Annotated in this window: 22 protein-coding genes; 11 read left to right on the forward strand and 11 right to left on the reverse strand. The window is 61.3% G+C overall.

The window, feature by feature from the left end; translation table 11 throughout:
* Positions 1-30 precede the first annotated feature (30 nt).
* The gene (locus ACNQVK_RS24800; protein WP_418031636.1) at positions 31-744 is read left to right on the forward strand and encodes an IclR family transcriptional regulator; all 714 of its coding nucleotides are present in this window, start codon (positions 31-33) and stop codon (positions 742-744) included.
* Between the two features lie 347 nt (positions 745-1091).
* Entirely contained in the window at positions 1092-1511 is a 420-nt protein-coding gene (locus ACNQVK_RS24805; RefSeq protein ID WP_418031637.1) for a PaaI family thioesterase, read from the forward strand.
* 61 nt (positions 1512-1572) lie between these two features.
* Here the strand turns inward: ACNQVK_RS24805 and ACNQVK_RS24810 are convergent, their stop codons facing one another.
* Complete coding sequence (locus ACNQVK_RS24810) at positions 1573-2169, reverse strand: TetR/AcrR family transcriptional regulator (protein ID WP_418031638.1); 597 nt, start codon at positions 2167-2169, stop codon at positions 1573-1575.
* A 74-nt stretch (positions 2170-2243) separates the two neighbouring features.
* Here ACNQVK_RS24810 and ACNQVK_RS24815 point away from each other — a divergent pair, with 74 nt between their 5' ends.
* Entirely contained in the window at positions 2244-3131 is an 888-nt protein-coding gene (locus ACNQVK_RS24815) for an oxidoreductase (protein ID WP_418031639.1), read from the forward strand.
* A 317-nt stretch (positions 3132-3448) separates the two neighbouring features.
* Here the strand turns inward: ACNQVK_RS24815 and hpaD are convergent, their stop codons facing one another.
* Genes hpaD through ACNQVK_RS24840 form a run of 5 tightly spaced genes read right to left on the reverse strand, consistent with a single transcriptional unit; the run spans position 3449 to position 9210 of the window.
* A complete protein-coding gene (gene hpaD, locus ACNQVK_RS24820; RefSeq protein WP_418031640.1) occupies positions 3449-4519 on the reverse strand; it encodes a 3,4-dihydroxyphenylacetate 2,3-dioxygenase in 1071 nt (356 codons plus the stop codon).
* Positions 4520-4521: 2 nt separating this feature from the next.
* On the reverse strand, positions 4522-6063 hold the full coding sequence (gene hpaE / locus ACNQVK_RS24825) for a 5-carboxymethyl-2-hydroxymuconate semialdehyde dehydrogenase (protein WP_418031641.1): 1542 nt from the start codon (positions 6061-6063) through the stop codon (positions 4522-4524).
* Entirely contained in the window at positions 6060-7019 is a 960-nt protein-coding gene (gene dapA / locus ACNQVK_RS24830) for a 4-hydroxy-tetrahydrodipicolinate synthase (protein WP_418031642.1), read from the reverse strand. The genes hpaE and dapA overlap by 4 nt, the downstream gene beginning before the upstream one ends.
* Positions 7016-7696 carry a GntR family transcriptional regulator gene (locus ACNQVK_RS24835; RefSeq protein ID WP_418031643.1) on the reverse strand — a complete coding sequence of 227 codons (681 nt, stop codon included), beginning with the start codon at positions 7694-7696 and terminating at the stop codon, positions 7016-7018. The genes dapA and ACNQVK_RS24835 overlap by 4 nt, the downstream gene beginning before the upstream one ends.
* Before the next feature lie 38 nt (positions 7697-7734).
* Positions 7735-9210: a fumarylacetoacetate hydrolase family protein gene (locus tag ACNQVK_RS24840; RefSeq protein ID WP_418031644.1), complete on the reverse strand. Its 1476-nt coding sequence runs from the start codon at positions 9208-9210 to the stop codon at positions 7735-7737.
* A 502-nt stretch (positions 9211-9712) separates the two neighbouring features.
* Here ACNQVK_RS24840 and ACNQVK_RS24845 point away from each other — a divergent pair.
* Positions 9713-10537 carry an SDR family NAD(P)-dependent oxidoreductase gene (locus ACNQVK_RS24845; RefSeq protein WP_418031645.1) on the forward strand — a complete coding sequence of 275 codons (825 nt, stop codon included), beginning with the start codon at positions 9713-9715 and terminating at the stop codon, positions 10535-10537.
* Positions 10538-10693: 156 nt separating this feature from the next.
* Complete coding sequence (locus tag ACNQVK_RS24850) at positions 10694-11104, forward strand: hypothetical protein (RefSeq protein WP_418031646.1); 411 nt, start codon at positions 10694-10696, stop codon at positions 11102-11104.
* 179 nt (positions 11105-11283) lie between these two features.
* On the opposite strand, the gene ACNQVK_RS24855 is transcribed toward ACNQVK_RS24850, so the two are convergent.
* The 4 genes from ACNQVK_RS24855 to ACNQVK_RS24870 form a co-directional block, all read right to left on the reverse strand.
* On the reverse strand, positions 11284-13155 hold the full coding sequence (locus ACNQVK_RS24855) for an FAD-dependent oxidoreductase (RefSeq protein WP_418031647.1): 1872 nt from the start codon (positions 13153-13155) through the stop codon (positions 11284-11286).
* A gap of 81 nt (positions 13156-13236) precedes the next feature.
* Entirely contained in the window at positions 13237-15087 is a 1851-nt protein-coding gene (locus tag ACNQVK_RS24860; protein ID WP_418031648.1) for an acyl-CoA dehydrogenase, read from the reverse strand.
* Between the two features lie 172 nt (positions 15088-15259).
* Positions 15260-16837, reverse strand: a complete 1578-nt coding sequence (locus tag ACNQVK_RS24865; RefSeq protein WP_418031649.1) for an acetolactate synthase large subunit — start codon at positions 16835-16837, stop codon at positions 15260-15262.
* Entirely contained in the window at positions 16834-17235 is a 402-nt protein-coding gene (locus ACNQVK_RS24870) for a hypothetical protein (protein ID WP_418031650.1), read from the reverse strand. The genes ACNQVK_RS24865 and ACNQVK_RS24870 overlap by 4 nt, the downstream gene beginning before the upstream one ends.
* 134 nt (positions 17236-17369) lie before the next feature.
* Here ACNQVK_RS24870 and ACNQVK_RS24875 point away from each other — a divergent pair, with 134 nt between their 5' ends.
* The 5 genes from ACNQVK_RS24875 to ACNQVK_RS24895 all read left to right on the forward strand — a co-directional run bounded on the left by ACNQVK_RS24875 (position 17370) and on the right by ACNQVK_RS24895 (position 20966).
* Positions 17370-18218 (forward strand): SDR family NAD(P)-dependent oxidoreductase, encoded by an 849-nt coding sequence (locus tag ACNQVK_RS24875; RefSeq protein ID WP_418031651.1) that lies wholly within the window; start codon positions 17370-17372, stop codon positions 18216-18218.
* Complete coding sequence (locus tag ACNQVK_RS24880) at positions 18218-18646, forward strand: hypothetical protein (protein ID WP_418031652.1); 429 nt, start codon at positions 18218-18220, stop codon at positions 18644-18646. Before ACNQVK_RS24875 ends, ACNQVK_RS24880 begins: the two co-directional genes overlap by 1 nt.
* Positions 18643-19308 (forward strand): VOC family protein, encoded by a 666-nt coding sequence (locus tag ACNQVK_RS24885; RefSeq protein ID WP_418031653.1) that lies wholly within the window; start codon positions 18643-18645, stop codon positions 19306-19308. The genes ACNQVK_RS24880 and ACNQVK_RS24885 overlap by 4 nt, the downstream gene beginning before the upstream one ends.
* A gap of 257 nt (positions 19309-19565) precedes the next feature.
* Positions 19566-20276, forward strand: a complete 711-nt coding sequence (locus tag ACNQVK_RS24890; protein ID WP_418031654.1) for a fumarylacetoacetate hydrolase family protein — start codon at positions 19566-19568, stop codon at positions 20274-20276.
* A 9-nt stretch (positions 20277-20285) separates the two neighbouring features.
* Complete coding sequence (locus ACNQVK_RS24895; protein WP_418031655.1) at positions 20286-20966, forward strand: TetR/AcrR family transcriptional regulator; 681 nt, start codon at positions 20286-20288, stop codon at positions 20964-20966.
* A gap of 109 nt (positions 20967-21075) precedes the next feature.
* Here the strand turns inward: ACNQVK_RS24895 and ACNQVK_RS24900 are convergent, their stop codons facing one another.
* Entirely contained in the window at positions 21076-21615 is a 540-nt protein-coding gene (locus tag ACNQVK_RS24900; RefSeq protein ID WP_418031656.1) for a hypothetical protein, read from the reverse strand.
* An 812-nt stretch (positions 21616-22427) separates the two neighbouring features.
* Here ACNQVK_RS24900 and ACNQVK_RS24905 point away from each other — a divergent pair.
* A complete protein-coding gene (locus ACNQVK_RS24905; protein ID WP_418031657.1) occupies positions 22428-24791 on the forward strand; it encodes a DUF6185 family protein in 2364 nt (787 codons plus the stop codon).
* Positions 24792-24928: the final 137 nt, after the last annotated feature.

A 24928-nucleotide genomic window follows, 5' to 3' on the forward strand; every position in this document is an offset into this window, starting at 1 on the left:
CTTACTCACCGCCAGGCAGGATGAATAGACATGAGCGACAGGACGACTCGTGGGGTGCCACCCGCAGCAACCACATCGCAGACGTTGTCTCGCGGTTTGACCGCCTTGGAGATCCTGGCCGATGCAGGCGTTCCCTTGACGATCGCCGAGCTGTCACAACGGCTGGGATTACATCGATCCATCACCTACCGGATCGTGCGCACACTCGAAGAACATCGGCTAGTGGCCCGTGATGCCGCCGGCGCGTTGCGGCTAGCTCCTCGCCTAGCGGTGCTTGCGCGGTCGGTCTCCTATAACCTGCAGACCGTCGCCCTGCCTGCACTGGCCGAGCTGGCGAACAAGGCGGAAATGACGGCATTTGTCGCAGTGCTCGACGGCGACGACGTGATCACCCTGGTCAGCGTGGAGCCACGGCACACCTACGCCAGCGTTGCGCCGCGACCCGGCGCGCGGCATTCGGTCTTGACCGGAGCGCCAGGTGCGGCGATCCGGTCAATGTTGACCGACGCCGAACGCCAGGAATTGGATATCCCGCTCTCCTATGACCTCGACGGTCCAGTCGGGTATGCGACAAGCCGCGGCGAGGTGATACCCGGCGTCTCATCAATCGCTGTCCCGCTGCGAATCAGTGGCCATCCGCCGGCAGCAGTCGCGGTGGTGTATGTGAACGAGGACGTCGATCCCGAAGCCGTAGCAGTCGACCTGCTCACGACCGCACAATCCATCCGGGCCTCGCTCGGATAGCCCCGAGCAAGGCGGAAAACATTGGTAGCCGAATCGTCGAAACCTTTCCAGCAGTGTCGATTCGAAAACTTTCACTGGCCGAAACACCCCGGACAACGACTACGCGACAAGACCATGTGCGGTGTAACTTGCTGGGGGGTCGAACCTCGAGGCGTCAGATTGGTGCGCCGGGTTCGCAAAGCCTTCTTTGGGCAGTGGCAATCCATCAAAGAACGGGACGGTTCAGTGGAACATCGGAACTATTGCCGCACACTGACATCCGGCGGATGCGTGAACCGAGAGCGCAATCTGTGCCACCCGGTCGTGGACCAACAATCGGTCGTAACACTCGACCCCATACTCGCCTCATGACGGCGACGCCGCGGCGAATCGCCCCCAATGTGCAGGCACTTCATGATCGTGATGCGGTCGCCCAGCAACTCGGCATACAGCTCGTCGCGGCGAAGGACGGTTACGCTGCACTCCATTTGCAAGTCACTCCGCTCATGGCCAACGGACACGGAATCTGCCACGGCGGAGTGATCTTCCTGTTGGCCGACACCGCTTTCGCCTACGCTGCCAGCGCAGATGAGTCGTCGGCTGGGTCGGTTACCGCCAGCGCGAATGTGACCTTCTGCGAGGCGGCGCGGGTGGGCGACATACTGAAAGTCGCCTGTCACCGCAGGCACGCTGCGGGGCGCACGAGCTTCTATTTGAGCGAGGTAACCACCGATGCAGGTCGAACGGTGGCCCTGGTTGATGCCCGGATGGCACGGCGCCGCGACTGAGCACCTCAGCATTTCCGGGACTATCCCTGCCGGGCCGAAGGGGTGGTTATCGATGCGAGCGTCAGGAGCGTGGGCGCAGTCCTTGCCCCAGATGGGTGATCGCATCAGCAAGCAGCTCTTCAGTCGCGCCCGCGTCGATCATGCCGGACCCAATGAATACGACTAGCCCTTGAAATGTTGCTAGCGCCGTCATGCCGATCCGCATCGGATCCCCGGCCACGACGTCACCCCGAGCCTGACCATCCACGATCAGAGCGATTGGTGTGGCAAAAGCCTCAGCCGCCGCCTGTGCCACTGCAGAACCAGGCGCTTCATCGTGCTTTCGAGAAAACATCAAGGCCAACAGTGCAGGGTTGGCGATCGCGAAGTGAACGTATGCATGCGCAACGGCGCGGAGACGCTCATCAAACGAGCCAGATGACGCGCGCCGATTTATAGACCTGCCGAGTCGTTCAAATCCAGAGACGGCGAGCGCATCCAGCAGCGCCTGCTTGTCACGGAAGTGCCGGCTGGGAGCAGCATGGCTGACACCGATATCGCGAGCAAGCCGCCGCAGGGACAGACCGTCAACGCCTGAACGACTCAGCGTCAGCTCCGCTTGCTGAAGCACTGCAGCCCGCAGGTCACCGTGGTGGTAGCGCGAACGGGATGCGGTCATGGTCAAGCCAGCGTAACCGACCGGCGATAAATGTAGGCGTTGACTACATTGTAGTCAACGCCTACATTGATTCTATGTCGCAGGCCCGATGGAACGTAGCCAATCTCCCCAGTTCCGATGGTCGAACCGTTGTGATCACCGGCGCGAACAGCGGGCTGGGATTCGCCGCTGCTCGCCAGTTGGCCAGAGTCGGCGCGAAAGTCGTCCTTGCCGTGCGCGACGTCGTTGCCGGCGAAGATGCGGCCGATCGCATTGGCGGTGACACCGACGTGCGCCACCTCGATCTTGCTGACCTCGGCTCAGTCAAGCAGTTCGCTGCGGATTGGCGTGGCGATATCGACGTACTCGTAAACAACGCCGGTTTGATGATGGTGCCCAAGAGACACACCCGTGATGGCTTTGAGAGTCAGATCGGAGTGAATCACTTCGGCCATTTTGCACTCACGAACCTGCTGTTACCGCACATCACCGACCGGGTGATTACCGTGTCCTCACAGGCGCACCGGCGTGGAGCTGTTGTCCTCGACGATCTGAACTGGGAACGGCGTTCTTATAGTCCGGCAGGTGCTTACGCTCAATCGAAACTCGCCAACCTCCTGTTCGTGCTCAACCTTCAGAACCGTTTGACCTCCGTGGGACACGTTCTCTCTTTAGCTGCGCATCCCGGCTGGGCCGCAACAAATCTGCAGAGCCACACCGGTAATCGACTTCAGCATGCCGCGATGCAACTGGGCAACAGGATCGTCGCTCAGGACGCTGATGCCGGTGCGCTCCCAATCTTGTACGCCGCCAGCCAACCGCTGCCACCGGCAAGCTATGTGGGCCCCGACGGATTCGGGGAATACCGTGGGGAACCTACGTTGGTCGGCCGCACAGCAGATGCAAGTAATCCGGTTCTAGCAGAGCAGCTTTGGGACATATCCGAACAGGTGACCGGTGTGAGGTTCGCACGGGCCAAATAGGCGCCGCCGAGCCGGTGCTCTCAGGCCTTTAGTCCCCCGGCGCAGGAGCAGGCTCGCCATGAGGCGCGGCCCGCGTCCTACTGCGCGGCTCTTTCGCGCAGCCCGGTGGGATCGCTCATGCAGCACCTGCCGATTCGACGTCCGACGCGTACCAGGGTAGGTGTTGACCGCCCACAGCCCATCGCCAGCTGGCGGCTGCCCGTGCGTTGCGGGAGCTCGTCGCACTGCGTTCTCTTCTGCGTTGTCCTGTCTGGCGCCGCGGAGGGGTTTCCGGCAGTGGAGTTCTAGCGTGAAAATCTGTGCTATGAAGCGTGCTGTCACACCTGCTCACCGAGCTTGAATCCCGACAGGGCATCCGCAGTTCGGGTATAGGAGAATCCATCAGCTCCGATCGTGACGTCGGCTTCCCTGGCATCGGAGCGCTCAATGAGAGGTTGTGGCACGCGCTGAAGATCAAGCACCAGGGATGCCTCGCTATACCACGACGGAACGACGGGGTTGCCCCACCAGTCGCGGCGTTGGTTGTCGTGGACGTCCCAGGTAATTACCGGATTGTCCGGGTCCCCGGTGTAGTAGTCGTGAGTGTAGATCTCGACACGATGTCCGTCGGGGTCCCTTAGGTATAGATAGAAGGCATTGGAGACACCGTGTCTTCCCGGGCCGCGTTCGATCCGATCGGTCTCCCTCAACGCGCCTAGGCGATCACACAGGTGCAACAGTTGATGCGACTGCTGAGTCGCGAATGCAACATGGTGTAGCCGGGGCCCGTCTCCGCCGGTGAGGGCGACGTCGTGGACTGTCGGCTTGCGGTACATCCACGCTGCGTACACGGTGTGGTCGGCATCCTGAATTTCCTCGGAGACTTTGAATCCCAGCTGCTCGTAGTATGTGCGTGCTACCGGCACAGAGGGTACGACCAGATTGAAATGATCGAGGCGCGCGATTGCGCCGGCGCCATGTAGATCGAATCGTTGGGTGAACCGTTCCACATGCGTTGCCTCGTAGAAGAATTCCGCTGGAAAACCCAAAGGATCCTGCACTCGCACCGCTTGCCCGATTCCCAACTCAGCGCCCGCTGGCACGCGCAGCGTGGGTACGGACTGTTGGTGGAAGAACTCCTCTGCCACATCGAGCTCTTTCGGCGAGCGCAGGCGGTAGGCCAAGCGTCCCAACGCCGGGACTGAGCCTTTCCTCAACACCAGGCAGTGGTGGAGGAATTCTTCGAATGCCCGCAGGTGGATAGCGGCATCGTCCTCGTGGGTCACAACCAGGCCTAGAACATCGACGTAGAAATGCCGCGAGGCAGCCAAATCGGTCACAACGAGCTCGACGTAGGCTGCCCTGACAACGTCTGGCGGCAGGACCTGGGGCTCCTTCTGTGCAGCCATGTTCAGGCTCCTTCACCCGCGGCCGGGTTATGCGTACCGAAGCGCGGCACGTGCACATCGCCCAGGGTGATGTGGATGGCCTGTTGGTGGGTGTAAAAGTCCAGACTGCGATATCCCCCCTCATGGCCGAGGCCACTGGCTTTCACTCCCCCGAACGGGGTCCGCAGGTCGCGCACATTGTGCGAGTTCAGCCAGACCATGCCGACCTCCAGCGATTGTGCGAATCGGTGTGCCCGCCGCAGATCGCTAGTCCAAACATACGCTGCAAGTCCGTATTTCACGGAATTGGCCAGCTTTAGAGCGTCGTCCTCTGTGTCGAACGCCGTGATGGCGACGACAGGTCCGAAGATCTCCTCCTGGAAAATCTGTGCTTCCTGCTCGACATCTGCGAACACCGTTGGGGTGATGTAGTTTCCCTCACGAAGGTGCGGTGGCGTCGTTCCACCCGCCAGTAATCGCCCCTCCGCCTGACCGAGCTCTATGTACCGGGAGACCTTCGCATGGTGACTGGGATGCACAAGTGCCCCGACCTCAGTTGCTGGATCACCGGGGTGGCCGACGACGATCCGCTCAGCTCGTTGAGCAAATCGCGCACAGAACTCATCATAGATACTGCGCTGGACCAGGATTCGTGATCCAGCGGTGCAACGCTCACCATTGAGGGAGAACACGCTGAACAGCGTGGCGTCGAGAGCTTCATCAAAGGGTGCGTCTTCGAACACAATCGCCGGCGACTTTCCTCCTAGCTCCATGGACAGGCCCTTGAGTTGAGCTGCGGCGTTGCGAAAGATCGTCTCACCCGTGGAGGATTCCCCGGTGAATGAAATCAGCGGAACGTCAGGATGTTTCACCAGTGCGTCGCCCGCTTCCTCACCGGGACCATGCACAATGTTGAACACCCCGTCAGGCACCCCTGCGGTGTGGAAGATCTCGGGCCACAGTGTCGCCGACAGCGGCGTGAACTCAGCCGGCTTAAGGACCACGGTGCATCCGGCCGCCAGTGCCGGAGCCAACTTCCAACTCTCGAGCATGAACGGTGTGTTCCACGGTGTGATAAGCCCGGCCACACCTATCGGCTTCCGGTGGACGTAGTTGAGCTGGAAATCTGGGACCTGGTAGACGTCGTCGGCTTGAGCGACTGCCAGATCGGCGAAGAATCGGAAGTTCTCGGATGCACGTTGTGCCTGTCCGCGCGCTTGAGTGATGGGCAGGCCACTGTCGAAAGACTCCCATTCCGCGACCCGGATGTCGCATGCAGCAACGGCATCAGCTATGCGGTGGAGAATTTTCGCGCGGTCGCGGGACTTGAGGTGGGGCCAGTCTCCCGTTGTGAAAGCTCGCCGGGCCGCGCTGACTGCGCAGTCGATGTCAGCACACCCGCCGGATGCCGCGTCGATGTAAGTCTGGTTCGTTGCGGGATCCAGAACGGTGAAGGTCCGGCCGTCAATGCTGTCCACAAACTGGCCGTCGATGAAATGTTGGATCCGCGGCGGTAAGCCCAAGGGCGCAGGTGTCCGCCGCTTCGCGAGTGCCGGTGTGCTCACAGCACCGCCCCCGGGGTTGCAGCAGTCGGCAGGGCAGGCGCTGCGGTGAGGTACGCAGCGCCTTGGCCCGCCAGTGCGCTGACTCGCGCGCGGCCCACCTCACTCAATGGGGATAGCGGCGGCCGGACATCAGGGCTGCTGAGGAGTCCACGCTGGTGCATGAGCCACTTGACCGGCGCGGGGTTGGTCTCGATGAACAACAGGTCGACCAACGGGTGCAGGCCGTAATGTATTTGTCGCGCCGCGCGGAGGTCGCCGGCTTCGTAGTTCTCGTACATCTGAGCGACCGCCGTTGGCGCGATATTGGAAACTGCGGAAATGAACCCGACAGCACCAAGGGTCAGAGCAGGCAGGCATAGTCGTTCGATTCCCGACCACACCAGAAGCTCAGGACCCGCAGCATGCAGGGTGCGTGAGAAATGCTCGAAGTCAGTCGTGGTTTCTTTCACACCAACGAAGTTGTCGAATTCCCGGAACAGTCTGGCGATGGTCTCAGGGGCGAGGCCGACGGCCGTGCGTGAGGGCACGTTGTATGCGACGATCGGAAGATACGGAAACTCCTGCGCGACAGTGGAATACCATTGATACAACCCGTCCTGGGTAGGTCTGGCGTAGTACGGCGTGATGATCAAGACTGCGTCGGCACCTACGTCGGCCGCGTGCGCGGTCAGCGTAAGCGTGTCCTCCAGGTTCGCCGAACCGGTTCCCGGCATGAACGGCACGCGATCGGCTACCTCTTTTGCCACCGTGCGAATCGCCGACGCGCGTTCTTCGATAGTTTGAGACGACGGCTCCCCGGTTGATCCACCTAACGAGATACCGTGGCTTCCAGCGCACAGTTGCCAGTCAACTAGTGCACGCAACCTGTCGTGGTCGATAGCACCGTCGGCGAGAATTGGTGTGATCAGGGGCGCGATCGAGCCGGTGATGCGTTGTGGATGCTGTCGGAATCTCATGAGATGCCTTCTCCTGCAGTAAGCGACGGAAATAGTCCGCCCTTCGGCGGGTTGGACAGGACCGCGTTCAGTGTGCTTTCTCGATGCTCGCGCGCAGCCCTCTCGATATCCGTTCGCGACGCTCCCGCCTCGATCAGATCGAGGAGGTGTTCATGCTCATTGACTGACGCTTCGGCCCTTCCGGGAACAAAGCCGAAGGTCGATGTCCGCAGGACGGCCATGCGTGCCCAGCCGACGTCGACGAGATCATTGAGGTGAGTGTTGGGACACGCAGAACATAGAGTGCGATGAAACTGCTCATTGAGTTCGGTGAAGTCACTTGGGTCGAAATTCAACAATGTTTCACGCATGCGGGCATTGATCGCACGTGCGGAGTCGCATGCACGTTTGGACAGCAGAGGTGCCGAGTAGCCAGTTGCCGCAGCTTCAACAACAGCAAGGGTTTGCATCGCCCACGTGTACTCATCGACGTCGAGGAAGGAGACAGTCGCGCCTAGGTTTCTCTCGAATGTCACGAGGCCTTCGGCCTCCAGCCGTCGCAATGCCTCCCGTACTGGAACAACGGAAATACCCAAACTCTCAGCGATCCTGGTGAGCACCAATCGGTGGCCGGCCGACCACTTGCCAGTAGCGATCTCCGTACGGATCGCCTGGTACGCGCGTTCAGACTTGGACAACGACGGTTCGACCCTCTTCGAGCCTGGTCTACTAGCAGTCATTGCGATGCGCTCCCTGCGTCGTCACAGCGGGGGCCGAGGGCGTCGTAGCGGGATTTCCATAGCGGGCCAAGTGGATACAGCCCATCAATGCTGGCCCCCTGGGCCACCTCGGCAGCGATGAACTGCTCTTGACGTTCCTGATCTTCTGCGGCGGTCACTACATCGGCGAGCAGGTCACTGGGAATGACCACGACGCCATCTTCGTCACCTACGACGATGTCGCCGGTCACGACAGTTGCCCCGCCGCATACGATCGCGACGTCGGTCTCCCACGGAACGTGGCGCCGACCCAACACCGCGGGGTGGCGGCCAGCGCTAAATACCGGCATCTCGAGTTCGGCAATTGCCGAGGCATCGCGCACCGCTCCGTCTGTAACGACTGCAGCCGCGCCACGGCTTTGTGCACGCAGGGCCAAGATATCGCCGATGGTTCCGGCAGTCAGGTCACCGCGAGCCTCAATCATCAACACTTCGCCACGGCCGATGTGCTCGACCGCACGCTTCTGGGGGTTGAATCCCGTTCCGTGTGTGCGGAACAGGTCTGGCCGGAACGCAACGTAGCGCAATGTGCGCGCTGGTCCAGCGAACTTGCTGCTGGCCCCCACCGGTCGGACGCCCTCAACATGGGTAGATTCCAGCCCACGTCTACGCAGCTGAGCCGACAACGTGGCAACGCCAACCGATAGCACGCGTGAGCGCATCGAGTCACTTAGCGACTTTCCTTGGTTTCCCACTGCTGTCCCCAATGCGGCCGCGCGCACATCGTCATCGATACGGGGCAGCGATCCCCACGTGCCGAGCGCGGGCGTCTCGACAACCGCAGTTCGCAATCGACCAGTCGTGAGCGCGGGATCTGTCAGGGAATCAACTTCGACTTCAACGACTTGTCCCGGATGCACGACCGAGGCACCCGCTGGCGTTCCGGTGAGAATGATGTCGCCGACCTCAAGTGTCATAAAGCGAGACAGATCTGCGACGAAGAATCCCAAGGGGAAGTACACGTCGCCGGTGGTGTCCTCTTGGACCGGCACGTCGTCAACCCAAGTCCGCACCCGAAGTTGTTCGGGTGCAATAGCGGACGCGTCAAGCAGCGTCGGTCCTAGTGGCGTGTAGCCATCTGCGCCTTTAGACCGCGCGTTGGAGCCACGATCTGCGGCTCTCATGTCGTACAAGCCAAGGTCGTTGGCGGCCGTCACCCAACCGACGTGAGCCCACCCGCGTTCAGGCACCACGTTACGCGCTGCAATCCCGATCACTAGAGCGATCTCACCTTCGAACCCGAGCAGCTGCGTGCCCTCCGGACGCCCTACCGTTCCGCCGGCGGCCAACGACGATGACGGCTTGAAAAAGTAGGACGGGTTGGCCGGTCGCGTGCCCCGCTGCGCAGCGCGGCTGGGGTAATTGGCATGTACTGCAATTACTTTCCCCGGTCGTACACCTCTCAAGCGTGTGACTGCATCGACGCCAACCATGCGCTGATCGTATACGATCAAAGATACGATCTCTAGCCCGATTGGGGCCCGCATTCTCTCGGCTATCCCAACCCGCCGGCCCTAACGTTCGCCGGCTAATGGCGCTTGCTTAACCTTCGGCGCTTCTGGCTATGACATTGTTGACGCGTCACCCGATCTTCGGACACGGAGCTTTCGCCCCACTTGGGACACGGCGCAGCCCGTTTCAACCGGTTCATTCACTTTGCCGGGGCGCGACGCTGTTTCGCCTTCGGGCGAGTGAGACCACTGGCCCGTCTGCATGTTGTAAGGCGGCGCACGTTGCTCGCTTCCACCGAATCTTGCTGCCGTGCAACTGCACGAGTCGGATGCAACAGAGTCAGGCGGACGGCACGCCCGTCAATCTCACGGTGACACTGCGAAGAGGCCATGAATAAGGGCGTCTATTTGGGTTGACACCCAATCAGCCGCCGCCTAGATTCAACTGACTGATAATCAGTCACTAGAGATTAGGGCGGTCTCAATGAGTGGATTCGACGTTTCGGATGCTCGTGTAGTAGTTACCGGCGCCTCTGCAGGCTTGGGGCGTGCGTTGAGTGTGCAGTTGGCCGAGCGGGGAGCACGGGTAGCTCTCGTGGCCCGTGGCGAGGATGCGCTGCGTCGGCTGGCAACTGAACTCGAAGGCCGCGCACAACACCCGCCATTGGTCGTGGCAGCAGATCTCAGCGAGCCTGGCACGCCCGCGGCCGTCGCAGCCCACGTACTTGAAGAATTCGGCTGTGTCGACCTCCTGGTCAACAACGCAGGGTCACACTTCGTCGAATCGCTTGCCCGTGTGGGCGATGGCCCCTCGGGACGGGAGCTCTTCGAGCTCCACCTGTGGGCGCCATTAGCGTTGACCTCCGAAGTATTGCCGACGATGCTGGCCAACGGTCGGGGCGCCATCCTGAATGTGACGGCCACAATGGAAAACCTGCCGATTCCATTCGCGGGTTACTACACCGCCTCCAAATCTGCGATCGCTCAGGCGACACGTGTACTGAGGCACGAACTTCGGCACACTCCGATCCGGGTGATCGAGTTCTCTCCCGGCCCGAATGACACCGCAGCGCGAAAGCTGGGCACGGCAGCTGTTCCATGGAAAACGGGGCCTCCCCCGATGTTTCCGTCCTCCCCGGAGTCGTCGGCCGCAGCGGTACTCCGAGCCTTGGAACGAGGCGCTGAGCGCATCACCCATCCAGCATTCGCGAGGATCCAAGCAGAAGTCCCAGTGCTCGGTCGGTTCATCGCAGCGATCGCTGCGCGCCAGATCGACACCAGCCGTCCTGTCGCGCGCCCAACATCGTAGGGGCATTGTGCCCTACCGCGGCGCGGTCGCAGACCCGATTTCTGTCATACCCAGCCGGCCTTAGCTCGATTCGCACGATGCGCACACCCAGCGACGCCGATCTCAACTATCTCGACATCTCCGACCAGCGCTATGAAACCGAAAGGGACTCAACTGATGGCACTGACACGACCGAAACTGACGGAATCCCAAATACGTCTCGGAGCGAAAGCGGGCATCGTACATGTGGTCGCCGCTCTAATCCTGCACTTCGTCGTGCCTGAGTCGCTGGAAGACCGGCTGGGCCTGGGATCCGACCCATGGTTCCGGCGCGAAACCGGCACTGTCAATGCAGGTTTCGCCTACGGTCTCATCCGTCTACTACAGGGTCATCGTGATGTGACATTTCTGCGGGTGGCGGCCGTCAGCGCACTGCTGATGGCCACCGTGCGCACGGCCGCCACGTTTCGGGGTCAACGCCGTGGTCCGTTGAGCGCGATGGTCATCGCCAGCGATGTGTTGCTCGGCGTGGGTGGCATTCACTTGGCCAACCAATTCAACCGGGAAACAACAAATACACGCAGCTAGGCCGCTGACGTAACCCGTGTGTGTCAAGCCCGATCCTCTCTGAGACTAGGGCTTCTCGCGATGACGTCTTAGGTGCAGGCCCGGTTCACTGCGTCGGATTGGGTCGCCTTCATACCGTCTGGCAGCGAGGGCACCTGAAAGGACCCTCGTCAAAAGCTGCTGGGTCCTGTGCCACTTGGTCAGGATCGCTGCAAGCTCATCGTCGCTGGTATTGCCGTCGGGTGCCGCATTCGCAGTTCACCGTCAATAGCAGTTGCTGCAAAGTCTGTGACTCGTCGTTCACCGGTGAACTCAGAATCCGGGCTCTGATGCACGACTTCATGCAGTAATTCCGGATCATCTTCGGCGGTCAGGATCGCAACAATATGGCCATCGGGACGCACGAGCACAGCGTCAGGTTCCCCTGCAAGTTCGGTCCACCATTCGTCGGGAAAGCCCGCACCAAGCCGCACCGAGCGGACTCCTAGAGACCCAACCGTGGGCGACAACCGACTGTGTCCAGCACGCGACAGGAACACGGTGAGTTGATCGGTGGCAACAACGTCCAGTGTTGAGGTCCGCGTCGCTGATTGGTCGATCCAGGCATGCGGGAATCGCCCTCCCACAACCAGTTTAGGCAGGTAGAACTCTCCAGCGCCAATTTCTGCACGTGTCTGACGATCGCTCGAATCCGAGCTGACCGAGTACACGACCCCTAGATCCTTACCCCAACTGCGATAGTGCGGGCCCTGTCGACCAATCGCCACACTCGCGCGCTTGCGCATGGTGCGGCCGATCACCCCTTGCCATGCGGCGAGCCGTAGTGGCTGCATTCCAAGGTTTACCGTCAGTGCTATCAGCCGACGCACCCAACTGTGTGGAATCCAATCTGGTACGGCGGTAACCACTTGGGTCAGCGAACGCGCCGCTGCGGATGGAACCCCCACAGCGGCCAGCACTTCGAACACGCCATCGAAGTTGGCGACCGAATCCGTGCAGGCGACTAGCCCCTCCGGGCGGCGGTCCAGTTCATAAGTGTCAAGCAGTGCGTTGTCGGCACGATTAGCCAGTACCCAGGCCAGCTTCCATGCCAGATTGTGCACATCGGCGATTCCGGTGTTGAGACCACGGCCTCCGGTTGGCGGGAATCGGTGCGCTGCATCGCCGGCCAGGAAAATCCGTCCCTTGCGATACGCGGTAGCCACCTGCGCAGTCATTGCCCACGGCAATATCGACTTGATGTCGACCAGAGCTGAGTCTTCACCGATCGCAGCACGAATGTGGCCCCGGCATACCTCCGCCGGAAAGTCCGCAATGGACTGGTATGGAGGGAAATACGGAATCTGAAATACCAAATCTCCCGGTGCGCGGTGAACGATCAATGCCCCCACTCCAGCCGCTGTGTGAGTCCACACGACCGGACCAGGACGGTGCCGGCGGAAGCGATCGAGGTCGGCGGCGAAATGGACACTGATCACGTGCTGCAGGATCGGTCCGTCCATAGTGATGTTTGAGCGCCTGCGCACGGCGCTGCCGGCACCGTCGGCAGCGATGACATACTGCGACTGCACCATGCGCTTGGGATCTACACCGCTGGTGCGCAGCAGCACTTCGATCCCGTCGCTGCCCTCCTTGTGCTCGACATACTCACATCCAGTATGAAAGTGAATTCGGGGGCTACGTCTCACCTGTTCCCACAACAGCGGCTCAAGGACATTCTGCGGGATGTGGCCCGCATGCGTCGGACTCAGCGCCGTAATCGCCTCGATTTGCCCGTCGGGCAGATCCGCCAGCTGTACTCTTCCCAGTTCCAAGCCGGTCATAGTCGTGCAGTAGACGATCGACTTCAGATCCTCGATAGGTGCTCCCTGCGAGGAAATTTCCTCGTCGAGTCCGAGCGCACGCCACACTTCCATCGACCTGGTGGACATCACGTGGGCCGCAGGATGTCTCGACGGCGCTTCCCGCCGCTCCACCAGTGTGCACTCCAGGCCATGTGCCGCCAGCAGGAGCGCCGCCGAAGCCCCGACCGGCCCAGCCCCGATAACGGTGACATCTGATTTTTCGATCACGTCCAGTCCCTGATTATCACGAACGGTTCTGCGCTGCTGCGTGTTTCGACCTCTGACCCGGTTCCAGCCTCAAAGTGGTTTTTAGAACGCGGCCTCGTCGAGTTCCATCACCTCGTTGTCGAGGGTCTCGATGACCTGACGGGTGCTGGTCAGCAGCGGCAGCATGTTCTTGGCGAAGAACGATGCGGCAGCGATCTTGCCCTGGTAGTAAGCGGCGTCCTCGGCCCCCCGCGACTGACCGGCGCCGGCGTCGAGCTTCTCGATCGCCACCGCGGCCTGGCGGGCCAGCAGCCAGCCGAGCAGCAGGTCGCCGACCGACATCAGGAAGCGGACCGAACCCAGACCCACCTTGTAGATGCTTGCGGCATCCTCCTGGGCGGCCATCAGGTACCCGGTGAGGGTGGCGGCCATGCCCTGCACGTCCTCCAGCGCGGTGGCCAGCAGCTCACGCTCGGTCTTGAGGCGGCCATTGCCGATCTCGTTCTTGATGAACTGCTCGATCTCACCGGCCACGAACGCCAGCGCCTGGCCCTTGTCGCGGACGATCTTGCGGAAGAAGAAGTCCTGCGCCTGGATGGCGGTGGTGCCCTCGTAGAGCGAGTCGATCTTCGAGTCGCGGACGTACTGCTCGAGCGGGTAGTCCTGCAGGAAGCCGGAACCACCGAAGGTCTGCAGCGACTCCTGGCCCAGCAGGACGAAGGCCCGTTCGGAGCCGCAGCCCTTGACGATCGGCAGCAGCAGGTCGTTGACCTTGTGCGCCAACTCGCCCTCGACACCGTGCAGCGCCTTGGCAACCTCGACATCCTGGAACGTCGCCGTGTAGATGTACAGCGCGCGCATGCCCTCGGCGTAGGACTTCTGGGTCATCAGGCTGCGACGGACATCGGGGTGATGGGTGATGGTGACGCGCGGGGCGGTCTTGTCCATCATCTGGGTCAGGTCGGCACCCTGGACGCGCTCCTTGGCGTACTCGAGGGCGTTCAGGTAACCGGTCGACAGGGTTGCGATGGCCTTGGTGCCCACCATCATTCGGGCCTGCTCGATGACGTCGAACATCTGCGCGATGCCGTTGTGCACCTCGCCGACCAGCCAGCCCTTGGCGGGAACGCCGTGCTGACCGAAGGTCAGCTCACAGGTGGTGGAGACCTTCAGGCCCATCTTGTGCTCGACGTTGGTGACGAAGGCGCCGTTGCGCTCGCCCAGTTCACCGGTCTCGTGGTCGAAGAGGAACTTGGGTACGAAGAACAGCGACAGGCCCTTGGTGCCCGGGCCGGCGCCCTCGGGGCGGGCCAGCACCAGGTGGAAGATGTTCTCGAACAGATCGTCGGAGTCGGCGGAGGTGATGAAGCGCTTCACGCCGTCGATGTGCCAGGAGCCATCCTCCTGCTGGACGGCCTTGGTGCGGCCGGCGCCGACATCGGAACCGGCGTCAGGCTCGGTGAGCACCATGGTGGCGCCCCAGCCGCGCTCGGAGGCCAGCACAGCCCACTTCTTCTGCTCTTCAGTGGCCTGCTTATAGACGATGCTGGCGAAACCTGGTCCGCCGGCGTACATCCACACGGCGGGGTTGGCGCCGAGGATGTGCTCATGCAGCGCCCACAGCAGCGCCTTGGGGGCAGGCACGCCGCCTAACGCCCCGTCGAAGCCAACTTTGTCCCAGCCGCCGTCAATGACCGCGCGCACCGACTTCTTGAACGACTCGGGCAGCGTGACGCTGTGAGTCTTGGGATCGAACACCGGCGGGTTGCGGTCACCGTCGGCGAACGACTCAGCCACGCGATCTTCACACAGCCGGGCGATCTCGTTCAGCATCTGCACTGCCGTTGCTGCGTCCAGATCGCTAAATCGTCCCTCCCCCAACACTTTTTGCAAGCCAAGGAACTCGAACAGAATGAACTTCTGGTCGCGCACATTGGACCGGTAATGACTCATGACCACTTCTCTTTCAGGCGATTAGGGACTTCGGAGGGACAAAAATTGGATTGGCTCTGACATAGCGCTTTTCATCGCGCTTCGAGCTGCTGACAGCCTCGGATGACGCTCAGAAACGACGCCCTATCGATACCGTCGCGCAGGTCGTGGCGCAGCTGGATCGCGGCAACGTTTACATCGGTGCCAGCACAGCCTCGATTAGGTGCGGGCCGGGCTCACTGGTGGCGGCCCGGAATTTCTCCGCGAGCTCTTCGACGGTGCTCGCGCGCGAAGCGGGGACACCCATCCCTAGAGCAGTTGCAACGAAGTCGATGCTTGGACAGTCTAATTCGAGCAGACGACGCGACTTCGAGCCCGACTGAGTGGCGCCCACCCTGTGCATTTCCAGCTGCAGGATCGCGTAGGCGCGGTTATTGAGGATGATCGTGGTGATGTTGAGTTGCTCCCGAGCCATCGTCCACAGTGCGGTGATCGTATAGAGCGCACTGCCGTCGGATTCGAGCGCGATCACCGGTCGGTCTGGCGCTGCCACCGCCGCGCCGATGGCGACAGGGAGCCCTTGCCCTATTGCACCGCCGGTGAGGGTCAGCACGTCATGCCGCGGCGATCGTGCCGTTTCCATGGGCAGGACCAACCCGCTGGTATTCGACTCGTCGGAGATTATTGCTGCAGTCGGTAGCAGACGTGCGATCACGGCTGCCCAGTTCAGTGCTGTCAAGGGACCGGGATCGATCGGATCCGCGGGCAATTGCGGTGGCGCAACCACAACGTCTGCACTGTCGAGTGTTTTCGCGAGTTCCTGCAATGCCCATACCGACTCAGGACCCTCGGGCTGCGACAGAGTCAGCACCTTCGCCGTAGCCGGCACCAGATCGTTCGGCTGGCCCGGGTAGGCGAAGAATGTGACGGGCCTTCGAGCGCCGACGAGCACTAGATGAGTCATGCCGGAAAATTGGTGACGAACCTGCTCAGGCAGATATCCCAGTCGCTCGAAATACGGCGCCCCGAGCCCATGTTCGGCACGGGCCGGGAACGTCTCCACCAATACGCGGGTACCGAATGCCTCTGCAATGCGCTGTGCCGCCGCAAGCCCCTTAAGGGTAGTCGCGCTACCGCCGAGCAGAAGGGTCGCGCACTCTGCGTGCGTCTTCAATTCCCGGAGGACTGTCTCGAGTTCCTCGGGCTCGGGTCGGCACTCAACGTCCTGGTTGTCCAACCTGGCTGCCGGTGTTGGTGATGCCGGCGGGGTATATGCGGCACTCCAGGAAACATCGGCGGGGAGGAGCACCGTGGCCACGCGTCCGCGGCCGGCGTCAGCGATGGCACCGGCGACTGCTGCTCCGATTTGGTGCGGGGATTGCGGATGGTGCAGTGGACTGTGCAGCCACTCAGCGAGCAGCTCGATGTCAGATTCCAGCGGGGCGTCGCAGTCGTGATGATAGGTCGCATGATCGCCGACGATGTTGACGATGGGACTGTGTGCGCGACGCGCGTTGTGCAGATTGGCTAGTCCGTTGGCCAGTCCTGGCCCGAGGTGCAGCAGCGTGGACGCGGGCTTGCCGGCAATCCGCGCGTAGCCATCTGCCGCTCCTGTTGCGACACCTTCGAACAAACAGAGAATCGCTCTCATCTGGGGTGCCTCGTCAAGTGCGGCAACGAAATGCATCTCTGATGTTCCCGGGTTGGCGAAACACACGTCAACTCCACCATTGAGCAGCGCGTCAATGACGGCTTGGGCACCCGTCCTCATCGCTGGCGCCGGCCGCATTGCAGTAGAGCCAGTGCGCCGATCCCCAGGACTGCATCCTCAACGACAGTGGCCTTGTTCCAGAACCCCCGCCGCGAGCCACGCCAGATAGCCGCAGCTCGGGTAATCGCCAACAACAGCGCTGCAATCCCCCACGAACCGAGAAACGCTTCGTCAGTCCTGCCCCGAGCGTAGGCCAGCACCCCAAAGCCGAGCCCTGCGTTGAACGCCCCGATCTCGCGCTGGTACCAGCGGTCCCGATTCCACCCGTAGTGATCAGCGACGCGATCTGGGACCAGCAGGTGTCCGAAGAACGCGCCGGCTGCCATCGCGAGTGCGCCGGCCCCTAGCGCTACCTGCGCCCGGCTGTTCTGTCGCTGTGGCGACATGTCGGCAGTCATTCAAGTCCTCCTATTGACTGATTATCAATCAACTGGAACGATAGAGCCATGAACGATGCACGTCAATCACAACCGCCAACCGACATGCGCCACCGGGGATCCGTCAACAGCCTTGTTCAACAAGGCATCTCCAGATGAGGCGCCAACGGATCAAACTCGCGGGCGCCCGGGTCCTGCTGACCGGAGCCTCCACCGGGATAGGCCGTGAGTTGGCCCTACAACTGGCAAGCGAAGGCGCTGAACTGGTCATCGCCGCGCGACGCGCCGATCTGCTTCACATCCTTAGCGAAGAAATCGCCGCAGCTGGCCACCCCCGACCGTTCGCCGTGCCTACCGACCTCAGCGTCCCCGGCGCAGCCACAGCACTGGCAGCCAAGGCCCTAGAGCACTTCGGCTACGAAATCGATCTGGTGATCAACAACGCCGGAGCCAGCCTGACCGGAGCCCAGTCGCGCATCGGCGATACCGACACCGCCCGCACGGTATACGAAGTCAACCTGTGGAGCCCACTAGCACTGAGCGCAGCTCTGGTGCCGACGATGCTGGCGCTCAGCAAGGGCACCATCGTCAACGTCACCTCGACGATCCAGTCGGTACCACTTCCCCTGCTTGGCTACTACGGATCCTCGAAATCCGCCCTCGCCCAGGCCACTCGGTCACTGCGACTAGAACTGGCCGAAACGCCGCTACGAGTAGTCGAAGTCGTGCCGGGAGCCACCGATACCGCCCTGCGCGACATTGACGAGTTGCCCTGGAAAACCACCCCGCCCAGGACACTGCCGCCGGTCAGCCCAAAGTCCAGCGCAGAGGCGATTGTGCGCGGCCTCAAGCGGGGCAAGAACAGGATCGTCTACCCGCGATATTCGCTTGTACCGCTCGAACTTCCAGCGTTCGGTCGGCTGGTGGCCCACATCGGTGGGCGACGAGTGAATACCCGCGGAGCACTCGAATTGCGCCACTTCGACGACAGGAAAACAAACTGATGGCATCAACCATCCAACTCAGCGACAAGCAAATCCGGATCGGCGCCTGGTTGGGCATCACCCACGTGGTAGGTGCCCTCATCGCACACTGGGCTGTACCAACGTCGCTTGAAAAGCCCCTCGGGCTGCGCGCCGACCCGTGGTTCCGACGCGAGACCGGCACGGTCAACGCGGGATTCGCCTTCGGCATGATCAGGATCCTGCAGGGCCACCGCGACGCGACCTTCCTTAAAACCACCGCACTCAGCGGTACCCTCATGGCCGGCACGCGGACCCTGGCAACACTGCGCGGCAAACGCAGCGGCCCATTGAGCTTCCTCGTGATTCTCAGTGACCTCCTATTGGCGATCGGTGGCTTCGCCCTGGCTCATCAGTTCGAGCGAGAATCACTCCCCGGCCCGAACCAGTCGAAGGCTTCTGCGCCGTGAACCCGACCCATCGCCAATCCGCGATCCGAATCGGGCCCGATGAACTCGAACAGGGTCGTCGTCCAGGTGCGCCGGCCAAACTAGCGCACGTCGTATTCAAGACACCCCGGTTAGACGAAATGGCCGACTGGTACACGCTGCTGCTCGACGGGGTTGTCGTGTTCAAAGACAAGCGAATCTGCTTCGTCACCTACGACGAAGAGCACCATCGTGTTGCCTTGATCAAGGTCCCACGCCCGCTCCGGATCCCCGGCGCCGTCTGGAAAATCCACCGAAAATTCTGGGGCTTTGACCATGTCGCCTTCACCTTTGACCGCTTCGACACTCTGGTTGCCACCTATCGGCGTCTCGCCGATGCCGAGATCTTTCCTGTGTGGTGCATCAACCACGGTCCCACCACTTCCATGTATTACGAAGACCCCGATGGCAACCGGGTCGAGCTACAGGTCGACAACTTTGAGTCCAATCGGGACTTGATGAACTGGGTAGCCGGCGGCGAATTCGAGAAGAACCCAATAGGAGTCGAATTCGATCCCAATACCCTCGAACGCCTCGTCATCGCAGGCACACCGAAGGCACAACTCACACCGCGCGGATCAGCCCCGCCAGACGGACGCAACCCCCGAGCCGGCCTACGCACCTTGCGCTGGAAAACCCTCTAGCTGAAAGCGACGAAAACATGCGTTTAGCAACATTCTCTACAGCAACGTCACGTCGACATGTCGGCCTGGTCGACGGTGAAGACATCGTCGATCTGACTGCCGCCGAAGGAGGTCCTGCCTCGGTTCTCGACCTGCTTCGCAGCCCGGAGTGGTCGACTGAAATCGCGCCGCTGTGTGATCGCGCTCCGCGACTCGCTCTGGCAGACGCAACGCTGCACGCACCCATACCAGCTCCCCCCAAATACCTTGCTATAGGTATGAACTCACGTGATCACCGCAAGGACGTCAACGCACGCTGGCTGCTTCGAGAACCCAAACTGGTCCGCATCGGGGCGGGCTATCTGCTAGCCCACCCGCGGCCCAAACATCCGTTCTTCTTCGCCAAGGCAACCTCATCAATCGTCGGCCCAACCGATGCCATCGTGCTGCCCCTGCGGGGCGAGCAGGTCGATTGGGAAGGCGAACTCGCTGTGGTCATCGGGGACACGATTCATGACGTATCGCCGGCGGTGGCCAGTCGATCTATCGCCGGCTACATGATCGCCAACGACGTTTCGGTGCGCGACTGGCAAACAGACAACCCGACGGCTTCTGCGCTGGCCAAGAGCTATCCCACACACGGCCCGCTGGGCCCCTGGCTGACCACACCCGATCAGTTCGACACCGCCTCTGCGGAATTGCGCACCTACATCAACGGCCGCTTGACTCAACGAGGACGTATCGGTGACCTGATCCTCTCGCCCGCCGAGATCATCAGCCACCTCAGCCAATTCTGCGTGCTACAGGCCGGCGATATCGTTGCATGCGGCACTTTCGGTGGCACAGGGTGGCCGAAAGGACGGTTCCTCCGCCCCGGCGATGTGGTGCACATCGAGATCGACGGTCTGGGACACTTGGCAAACCCGGTCGTCGCGTACAGCGCCCGCTCGTTAGCGCGTCTTTCGGCAATCCCGACACAGGTTGGATAACCTAACCGAATGTGCGCCAGACGTGCCCGGAAGATCGCTGACCGGCGACAACAGCTGATCGACACCGCGAGAACATTGTTTGCTCAGCGCCCCTACGAGCAGGTCACAACTACCGAGATTGCGAAGACCGCCGGGGTGGCGTACGGCTTGATTGCGCATCACTTCGAAAACAAGCGAGGCTTGTATCTCGCCGTGATGAACGACATCGCCAACGAGATTGCCGCAGTCCAGCTCACTCCGGCTCCTGAAGGCTCCTCACTGGCTGACCAGTTGCGCCACGCCCTGCGCAGCCACATCTCGTTTATCGACAGCTATTCAGAGAGCTTCGTCGCATTAGCGCGCGGCCAGCTGGGATCCGATCCGGACCAACGCAACAGTATCGACGAACTGCGCTGGCTGGGTGCCCAACGGATACTGCTTGCCGTCGGCATCACCGAGCCGATCACCGCCGTCCTGAGAACCGCAATGCGCGGATGGGTCGGCTACCTCGACGAGATGATGATCGACCGGATCATTGCCGGCGACCTCGACCGCGAGGTTGTCGTCGAGCTTGCTGCCGCCGGCCTGGTCTCGACGCTGCAGGCCGCCCAAGCTCTTGATGCGTCGATCGACCTTGATCCGTCAATCATCGAGGCGCTCAACGCATTCCACGTCCGCGACAACATCACTAGCAAGACACGACACATCTAACAGGTCTACGCCGATCTGGTTGGGCTGGAAACTACACGCTCAACCAGATCGCAAAAAAACGACCAACGGTGGGGACTCGCCGCCAGAACACGAGCGCATATCCGATCGTCTAGAACCATCCGCGGGCAACCAATTCGATTGCCAATGCGATCACGATTAGGGTGACCGCGAGACCTTGAATCGTCAACGCGATCGTGGCAATTACTGCTTTGATCTGAGTGCCTTGACGAAGCGATTCGATCGATTCGATATCCAGATCGGCGCATATTCTGGCCGCCGTCCGATAATCGCCGTTCCATACCGGGTTTTGCCGCACAAGATGACGAAGCGTCTCGTTCGTTGCAGCACTGTATCGCCATGCTGAGTTCTGAACAAAAATTCCGAGAGCAGCTGCGATGACGAACGCGCCCAAAGATGCTACTAGCGCGACGGATGCACTGGCGTTCGTGAACTTCTCCGCATCATTGCCTTTCCCCGTAATGACCACCGTCAAAATAAAGATCAGCGTGAGTAATCCGGAACTCGTCGTGACGATCGCAGAACCACGATCCTCGACGCGCTTCCGTGATTCAAATTCCGTTTTCTTACGATCCGCGATGTAGGCAGAGATCGCCTCGTACCCAGCATGCGCCTTTGGGTCGTCACTCACCGCCCGCGTCGCGACTCCCCACTCGGCCGCTGATTGAAGGTGCCATCGCTTTGCACCCACGCGGGTCGTTCCCAGGTCCCCTCCATGGACGGTTCGGATTGCGTCGCCGTCTGTGGTGACGGATCACTTGATCCCTCTGCAGTCTGCGGATCGGCCATTCGCACCCCTTCACGTTCGGTAGCCGAATCATAGCTACTCGGAACGAGATTAGCGGTTCGTACGGCCAATCGGTTGCGAGTATTCACAAGTGACACAACGCGACCGGATTGCTGCTCATCCTGCTCCTGTCTGCCTGCCCTTCTGTGTGGTCGCCCATATCTCTAAGCCATGGTGACGCCCGGTTGAGCACCAGCAGCACGCCCCGCGTGTTGGTCCGCGATCGCCGTCCGGGAGCTTCGCCGACCCGTAGCCATGGATAATCTCCACGCCATTCGGTCGCCCATCACTGGAGGTGGTGCCGGCGATTCGGCGGACCACGAGGTTGGTACTACGCACCAAATATATTGGGGCAACGTCGAACGCGGATTTGAGTATCGATTTGCTGCAGACCCAACGGAGGGGTAACAACTTCAATGACCCGCCACGATAGAGTGCCTGTCCGGACTGCATGCGCGTCGGCGCCCCGGGCCTGCCTCACGATCGCGGCTACTTTCTGCGCACATCCGTGGTGTGTGTAGTTGCTCGCGATACCGCCGGCACCGAGTCATACAGATGCCTGAAGAGGGCGACGAGCAATGCAGTGGAGATTTAACATCTGCCAGTAGCAATGTCCAAGTCACGCGAGCGTTCACAGCACTTTAGGGAGGCCGTTCATGAAGAGTGCGCGCGTGTGGCTACTTCTGGTCCCAGCGGTCATCGGCATTCTCGGTGGCCTGGCACTCGGTTACCGATCCGGTGCAACCATCGGCACATTCACGAGCGACGGTCCGTGCCCATCGGCTCAGCACGTCACATCGCAAATACATGTCGACGTCGCTGAGAGAGACAAGAAGCTCGACATTCACCCGACACTGCGGGTGCAGATGACCGGTGTGAATCCTCCCGAGCCGAACTGGGACCGGCTCGATCTCATGGGCGGTGCATTCCACTTCAGCGAATGCTTCCTGCCCCGGTTTGCCACTCTGACCTACATAGAATGGTCGAAGGGGCAGCTGACGGCGCGATTTGACCTCAGCGATCACATCACCGTCGACCGGTCACCTTCACGGTATGCCGATGAGCCACCAGTCACTGCCGCGCTGGGGATGAGCACGTCGAGGATACGAATCGATCTGTGCCGACCGCCCAAGGAAGAACTCGAAAGCCGTGGTCTGGTCTGCCGTGACGACGCCGACACAACCATCAATATCCGCATCAACAACCCAAAATCACTCAAGACGCAACCGATAGCGGCACCGTTCCCACAACGAACCGACCAATCCGGTGGGCACGCCGACTATTCATGGATATTTTCAGGTCCCGCTCCGCCAGTCAGCGTCTCGATGGACACACCACTGACGGCGGCTGCCACCACCTACCTGCAGTCGAATGCGGCCAGTCGATTCGAGGTCACCAGTAGTGACCGCTACACGTTCGGACTCAACCTCAACTACCTCGCCTTCGGCGCTTCAGCCGTCACTGCGCTAATCATGGGCGCCTGCGCGGTGCGCGACCCCAAAACCATCCTGAAGCTCATCGCGATCGCTGTGGGAACGGTCACGCTCGGTGGTCTATGGCTGCGTCTCGATCAGTCACCCTCTACCTACCTCATCGACTACGCGCCGTTCGTCTTGCTCGGGTGGTTTTTCATTACGGTCGGCATCGCCCGGATCCGGACTCAGCTACTCGCGACGTTCCTTTTGCTCACAGGTCTCGCTGCGGCACTCGTCTTGTGGATAGTCCCCGACGGTCCTCAAAGCGCGACACCAACCTTTGTCGTGCTGGCCGTCGCGCTGCTCGCCCTCACCGTCACCGCGGTGACACAAATATTCGGACAGGTGATGCACGTCTTCGACGTCCGCGACGACAACCGCACCACCGACTACCAGTTCCGCAACACACTAACCGCCGCGGCCGTACTAGCGGCATGCGCGGTATTGACGTTTCCGGTCGGATCCGCACTCGGCGACAAGAACGACACCACGCCGCTCCCGGCCGATATCGCACACGAGCTGTCGACCTCAGGCCAAGCTGCCGCGCACGCCTTCATTCAGCTCGTGCCGCTAATTGTGGTTTCCGTCCTCGCCGTCTATCTGCTGCCTGCGCGCCGTTTCACACCGGCTAAATGGTCTCTGCCTATCGGCGCCTGCGCCTTGATGTTAAGTCTCGCCGCGCCGTGGTCGGACGCGGGATTACTCGTCGTGGTAATCGCGATACCGTTGTGGCTTCTTCAGTGGCTGGTGTTGTGGCTCGGGCAGCGTCGGTTCGCGACGCGCACAGCCTCCCCCGTCACCGAGAGTCGTCAAGCGCTGCTGGCGGCCGTGCGTGCCGAGGCGGCCGAGCACGAAAGGATCCGCCGAAATCGCAAGGCAAACACTGACGCACCGCGCGTCGACGAGGACGCCGTGTCACCGACGATCGACGCCGGACGCCAGCTCGTTGCACTGGGACCCTGCGACGGCCAATTAGCTACCGCATCGTTCGCCGCGACTCGCGCGGGCTACATCGCAGTGGTCCCCGTCGCCTATTTCTTATGGAACGCGCTCGGTGCGCTCGGCGCTAATCTGACCTTCGGCTGGGGCGCTCTGATCATCTTGACCGGGCTGCTCACTGAGGCGGCGCGCTGGATCGTCGCCGGCTTTGTGTTCGGCTACTTCTATCCGAAGCTACTTGGCCGCATCGGCCCATTCAAAGCCTTGGAGTTCGCCGGGCTGTGGGTGCTCAGCGCTGCGGTGCCGTTCGCGGTCGCGCATGCATTCGGCATCGACATGCTCAACGAATTCATCTACCGCAGTGCACAGTTCGCACTATTCATCATCGTGCTGGCGATCGTCATGGACTACGCGACCATAACGAAAGCCCGAGGAGGCTGGCGCGATCTGCAGAAGGTGTATGCCCTGCACACCTACGGCGAAACAGTCGCTGCGGTGGTGCCCGCGGCGCTGCTTGTCATCACGTTGGGTCAGCAGATTCTGGCCGGTTCGGCCTTCGATGTCGCAGCATCTTTCCTCAGCGGCATCACTGATGTCATCAAATGACGTCTCGGAAGCCTATGAGCGCTCAGCATCCGCGACTGCGCTACATCCGTCAGCCAAGCATTGGATCCCCGTGGGATATCCATAGCGAATATCCGCCGCCGCACTGGTGCGGTCACAGGCTGGACTTTGGACGCTGC

It is taken from the genome of Mycobacterium sp. 134 (genome assembly GCF_048282715.1).
GTDB classification, from domain to species: Bacteria; Actinomycetota; Actinomycetes; order Mycobacteriales; family Mycobacteriaceae; genus Mycobacterium; species Mycobacterium septicum.

What these genes read in the sequence shown, in the direction of transcription:
- ACNQVK_RS24805 (WP_418031637.1), top strand. Translation starts at nt 1,092, where the DNA reads ATGACGGCGACGCCGCGGCGAATCGCCCCCAATGTGCAGGCACTTCAT.
- ACNQVK_RS24845 (WP_418031645.1), top strand. Translation starts at nt 9,713, where the DNA reads ATGAGTGGATTCGACGTTTCGGATGCTCGTGTAGTAGTTACCGGCGCC.
- ACNQVK_RS24890 (WP_418031654.1), top strand. Translation starts at nt 19,566, where the DNA reads ATGAACTCACGTGATCACCGCAAGGACGTCAACGCACGCTGGCTGCTT.
- ACNQVK_RS24860 (WP_418031648.1), bottom strand. Translation starts at nt 15,087, where the DNA reads ATGAGTCATTACCGGTCCAATGTGCGCGACCAGAAGTTCATTCTGTTC.
- dapA (WP_418031642.1), bottom strand. Translation starts at nt 7,019, where the DNA reads ATGAGATTCCGACAGCATCCACAACGCATCACCGGCTCGATCGCGCCC.
- ACNQVK_RS24865 (WP_418031649.1), bottom strand. Translation starts at nt 16,837, where the DNA reads ATGAGGACGGGTGCCCAAGCCGTCATTGACGCGCTGCTCAATGGTGGA.
- ACNQVK_RS24880 (WP_418031652.1), top strand. Translation starts at nt 18,218, where the DNA reads ATGGCATCAACCATCCAACTCAGCGACAAGCAAATCCGGATCGGCGCC.
- ACNQVK_RS24850 (WP_418031646.1), top strand. Translation starts at nt 10,694, where the DNA reads ATGGCACTGACACGACCGAAACTGACGGAATCCCAAATACGTCTCGGA.
- ACNQVK_RS24875 (WP_418031651.1), top strand. Translation starts at nt 17,370, where the DNA reads ATGAGGCGCCAACGGATCAAACTCGCGGGCGCCCGGGTCCTGCTGACC.
- ACNQVK_RS24905 (WP_418031657.1), top strand. Translation starts at nt 22,428, where the DNA reads ATGAAGAGTGCGCGCGTGTGGCTACTTCTGGTCCCAGCGGTCATCGGC.
- ACNQVK_RS24800 (WP_418031636.1), top strand. Translation starts at nt 31, where the DNA reads ATGAGCGACAGGACGACTCGTGGGGTGCCACCCGCAGCAACCACATCG.
- ACNQVK_RS24810 (WP_418031638.1), bottom strand. Translation starts at nt 2,169, where the DNA reads ATGACCGCATCCCGTTCGCGCTACCACCACGGTGACCTGCGGGCTGCA.
- ACNQVK_RS24840 (WP_418031644.1), bottom strand. Translation starts at nt 9,210, where the DNA reads ATGGTTGGCGTCGATGCAGTCACACGCTTGAGAGGTGTACGACCGGGG.
- hpaD (WP_418031640.1), bottom strand. Translation starts at nt 4,519, where the DNA reads ATGGCTGCACAGAAGGAGCCCCAGGTCCTGCCGCCAGACGTTGTCAGG.
- ACNQVK_RS24870 (WP_418031650.1), bottom strand. Translation starts at nt 17,235, where the DNA reads ATGACTGCCGACATGTCGCCACAGCGACAGAACAGCCGGGCGCAGGTA.
- ACNQVK_RS24895 (WP_418031655.1), top strand. Translation starts at nt 20,286, where the DNA reads ATGTGCGCCAGACGTGCCCGGAAGATCGCTGACCGGCGACAACAGCTG.
- ACNQVK_RS24815 (WP_418031639.1), top strand. Translation starts at nt 2,244, where the DNA reads ATGTCGCAGGCCCGATGGAACGTAGCCAATCTCCCCAGTTCCGATGGT.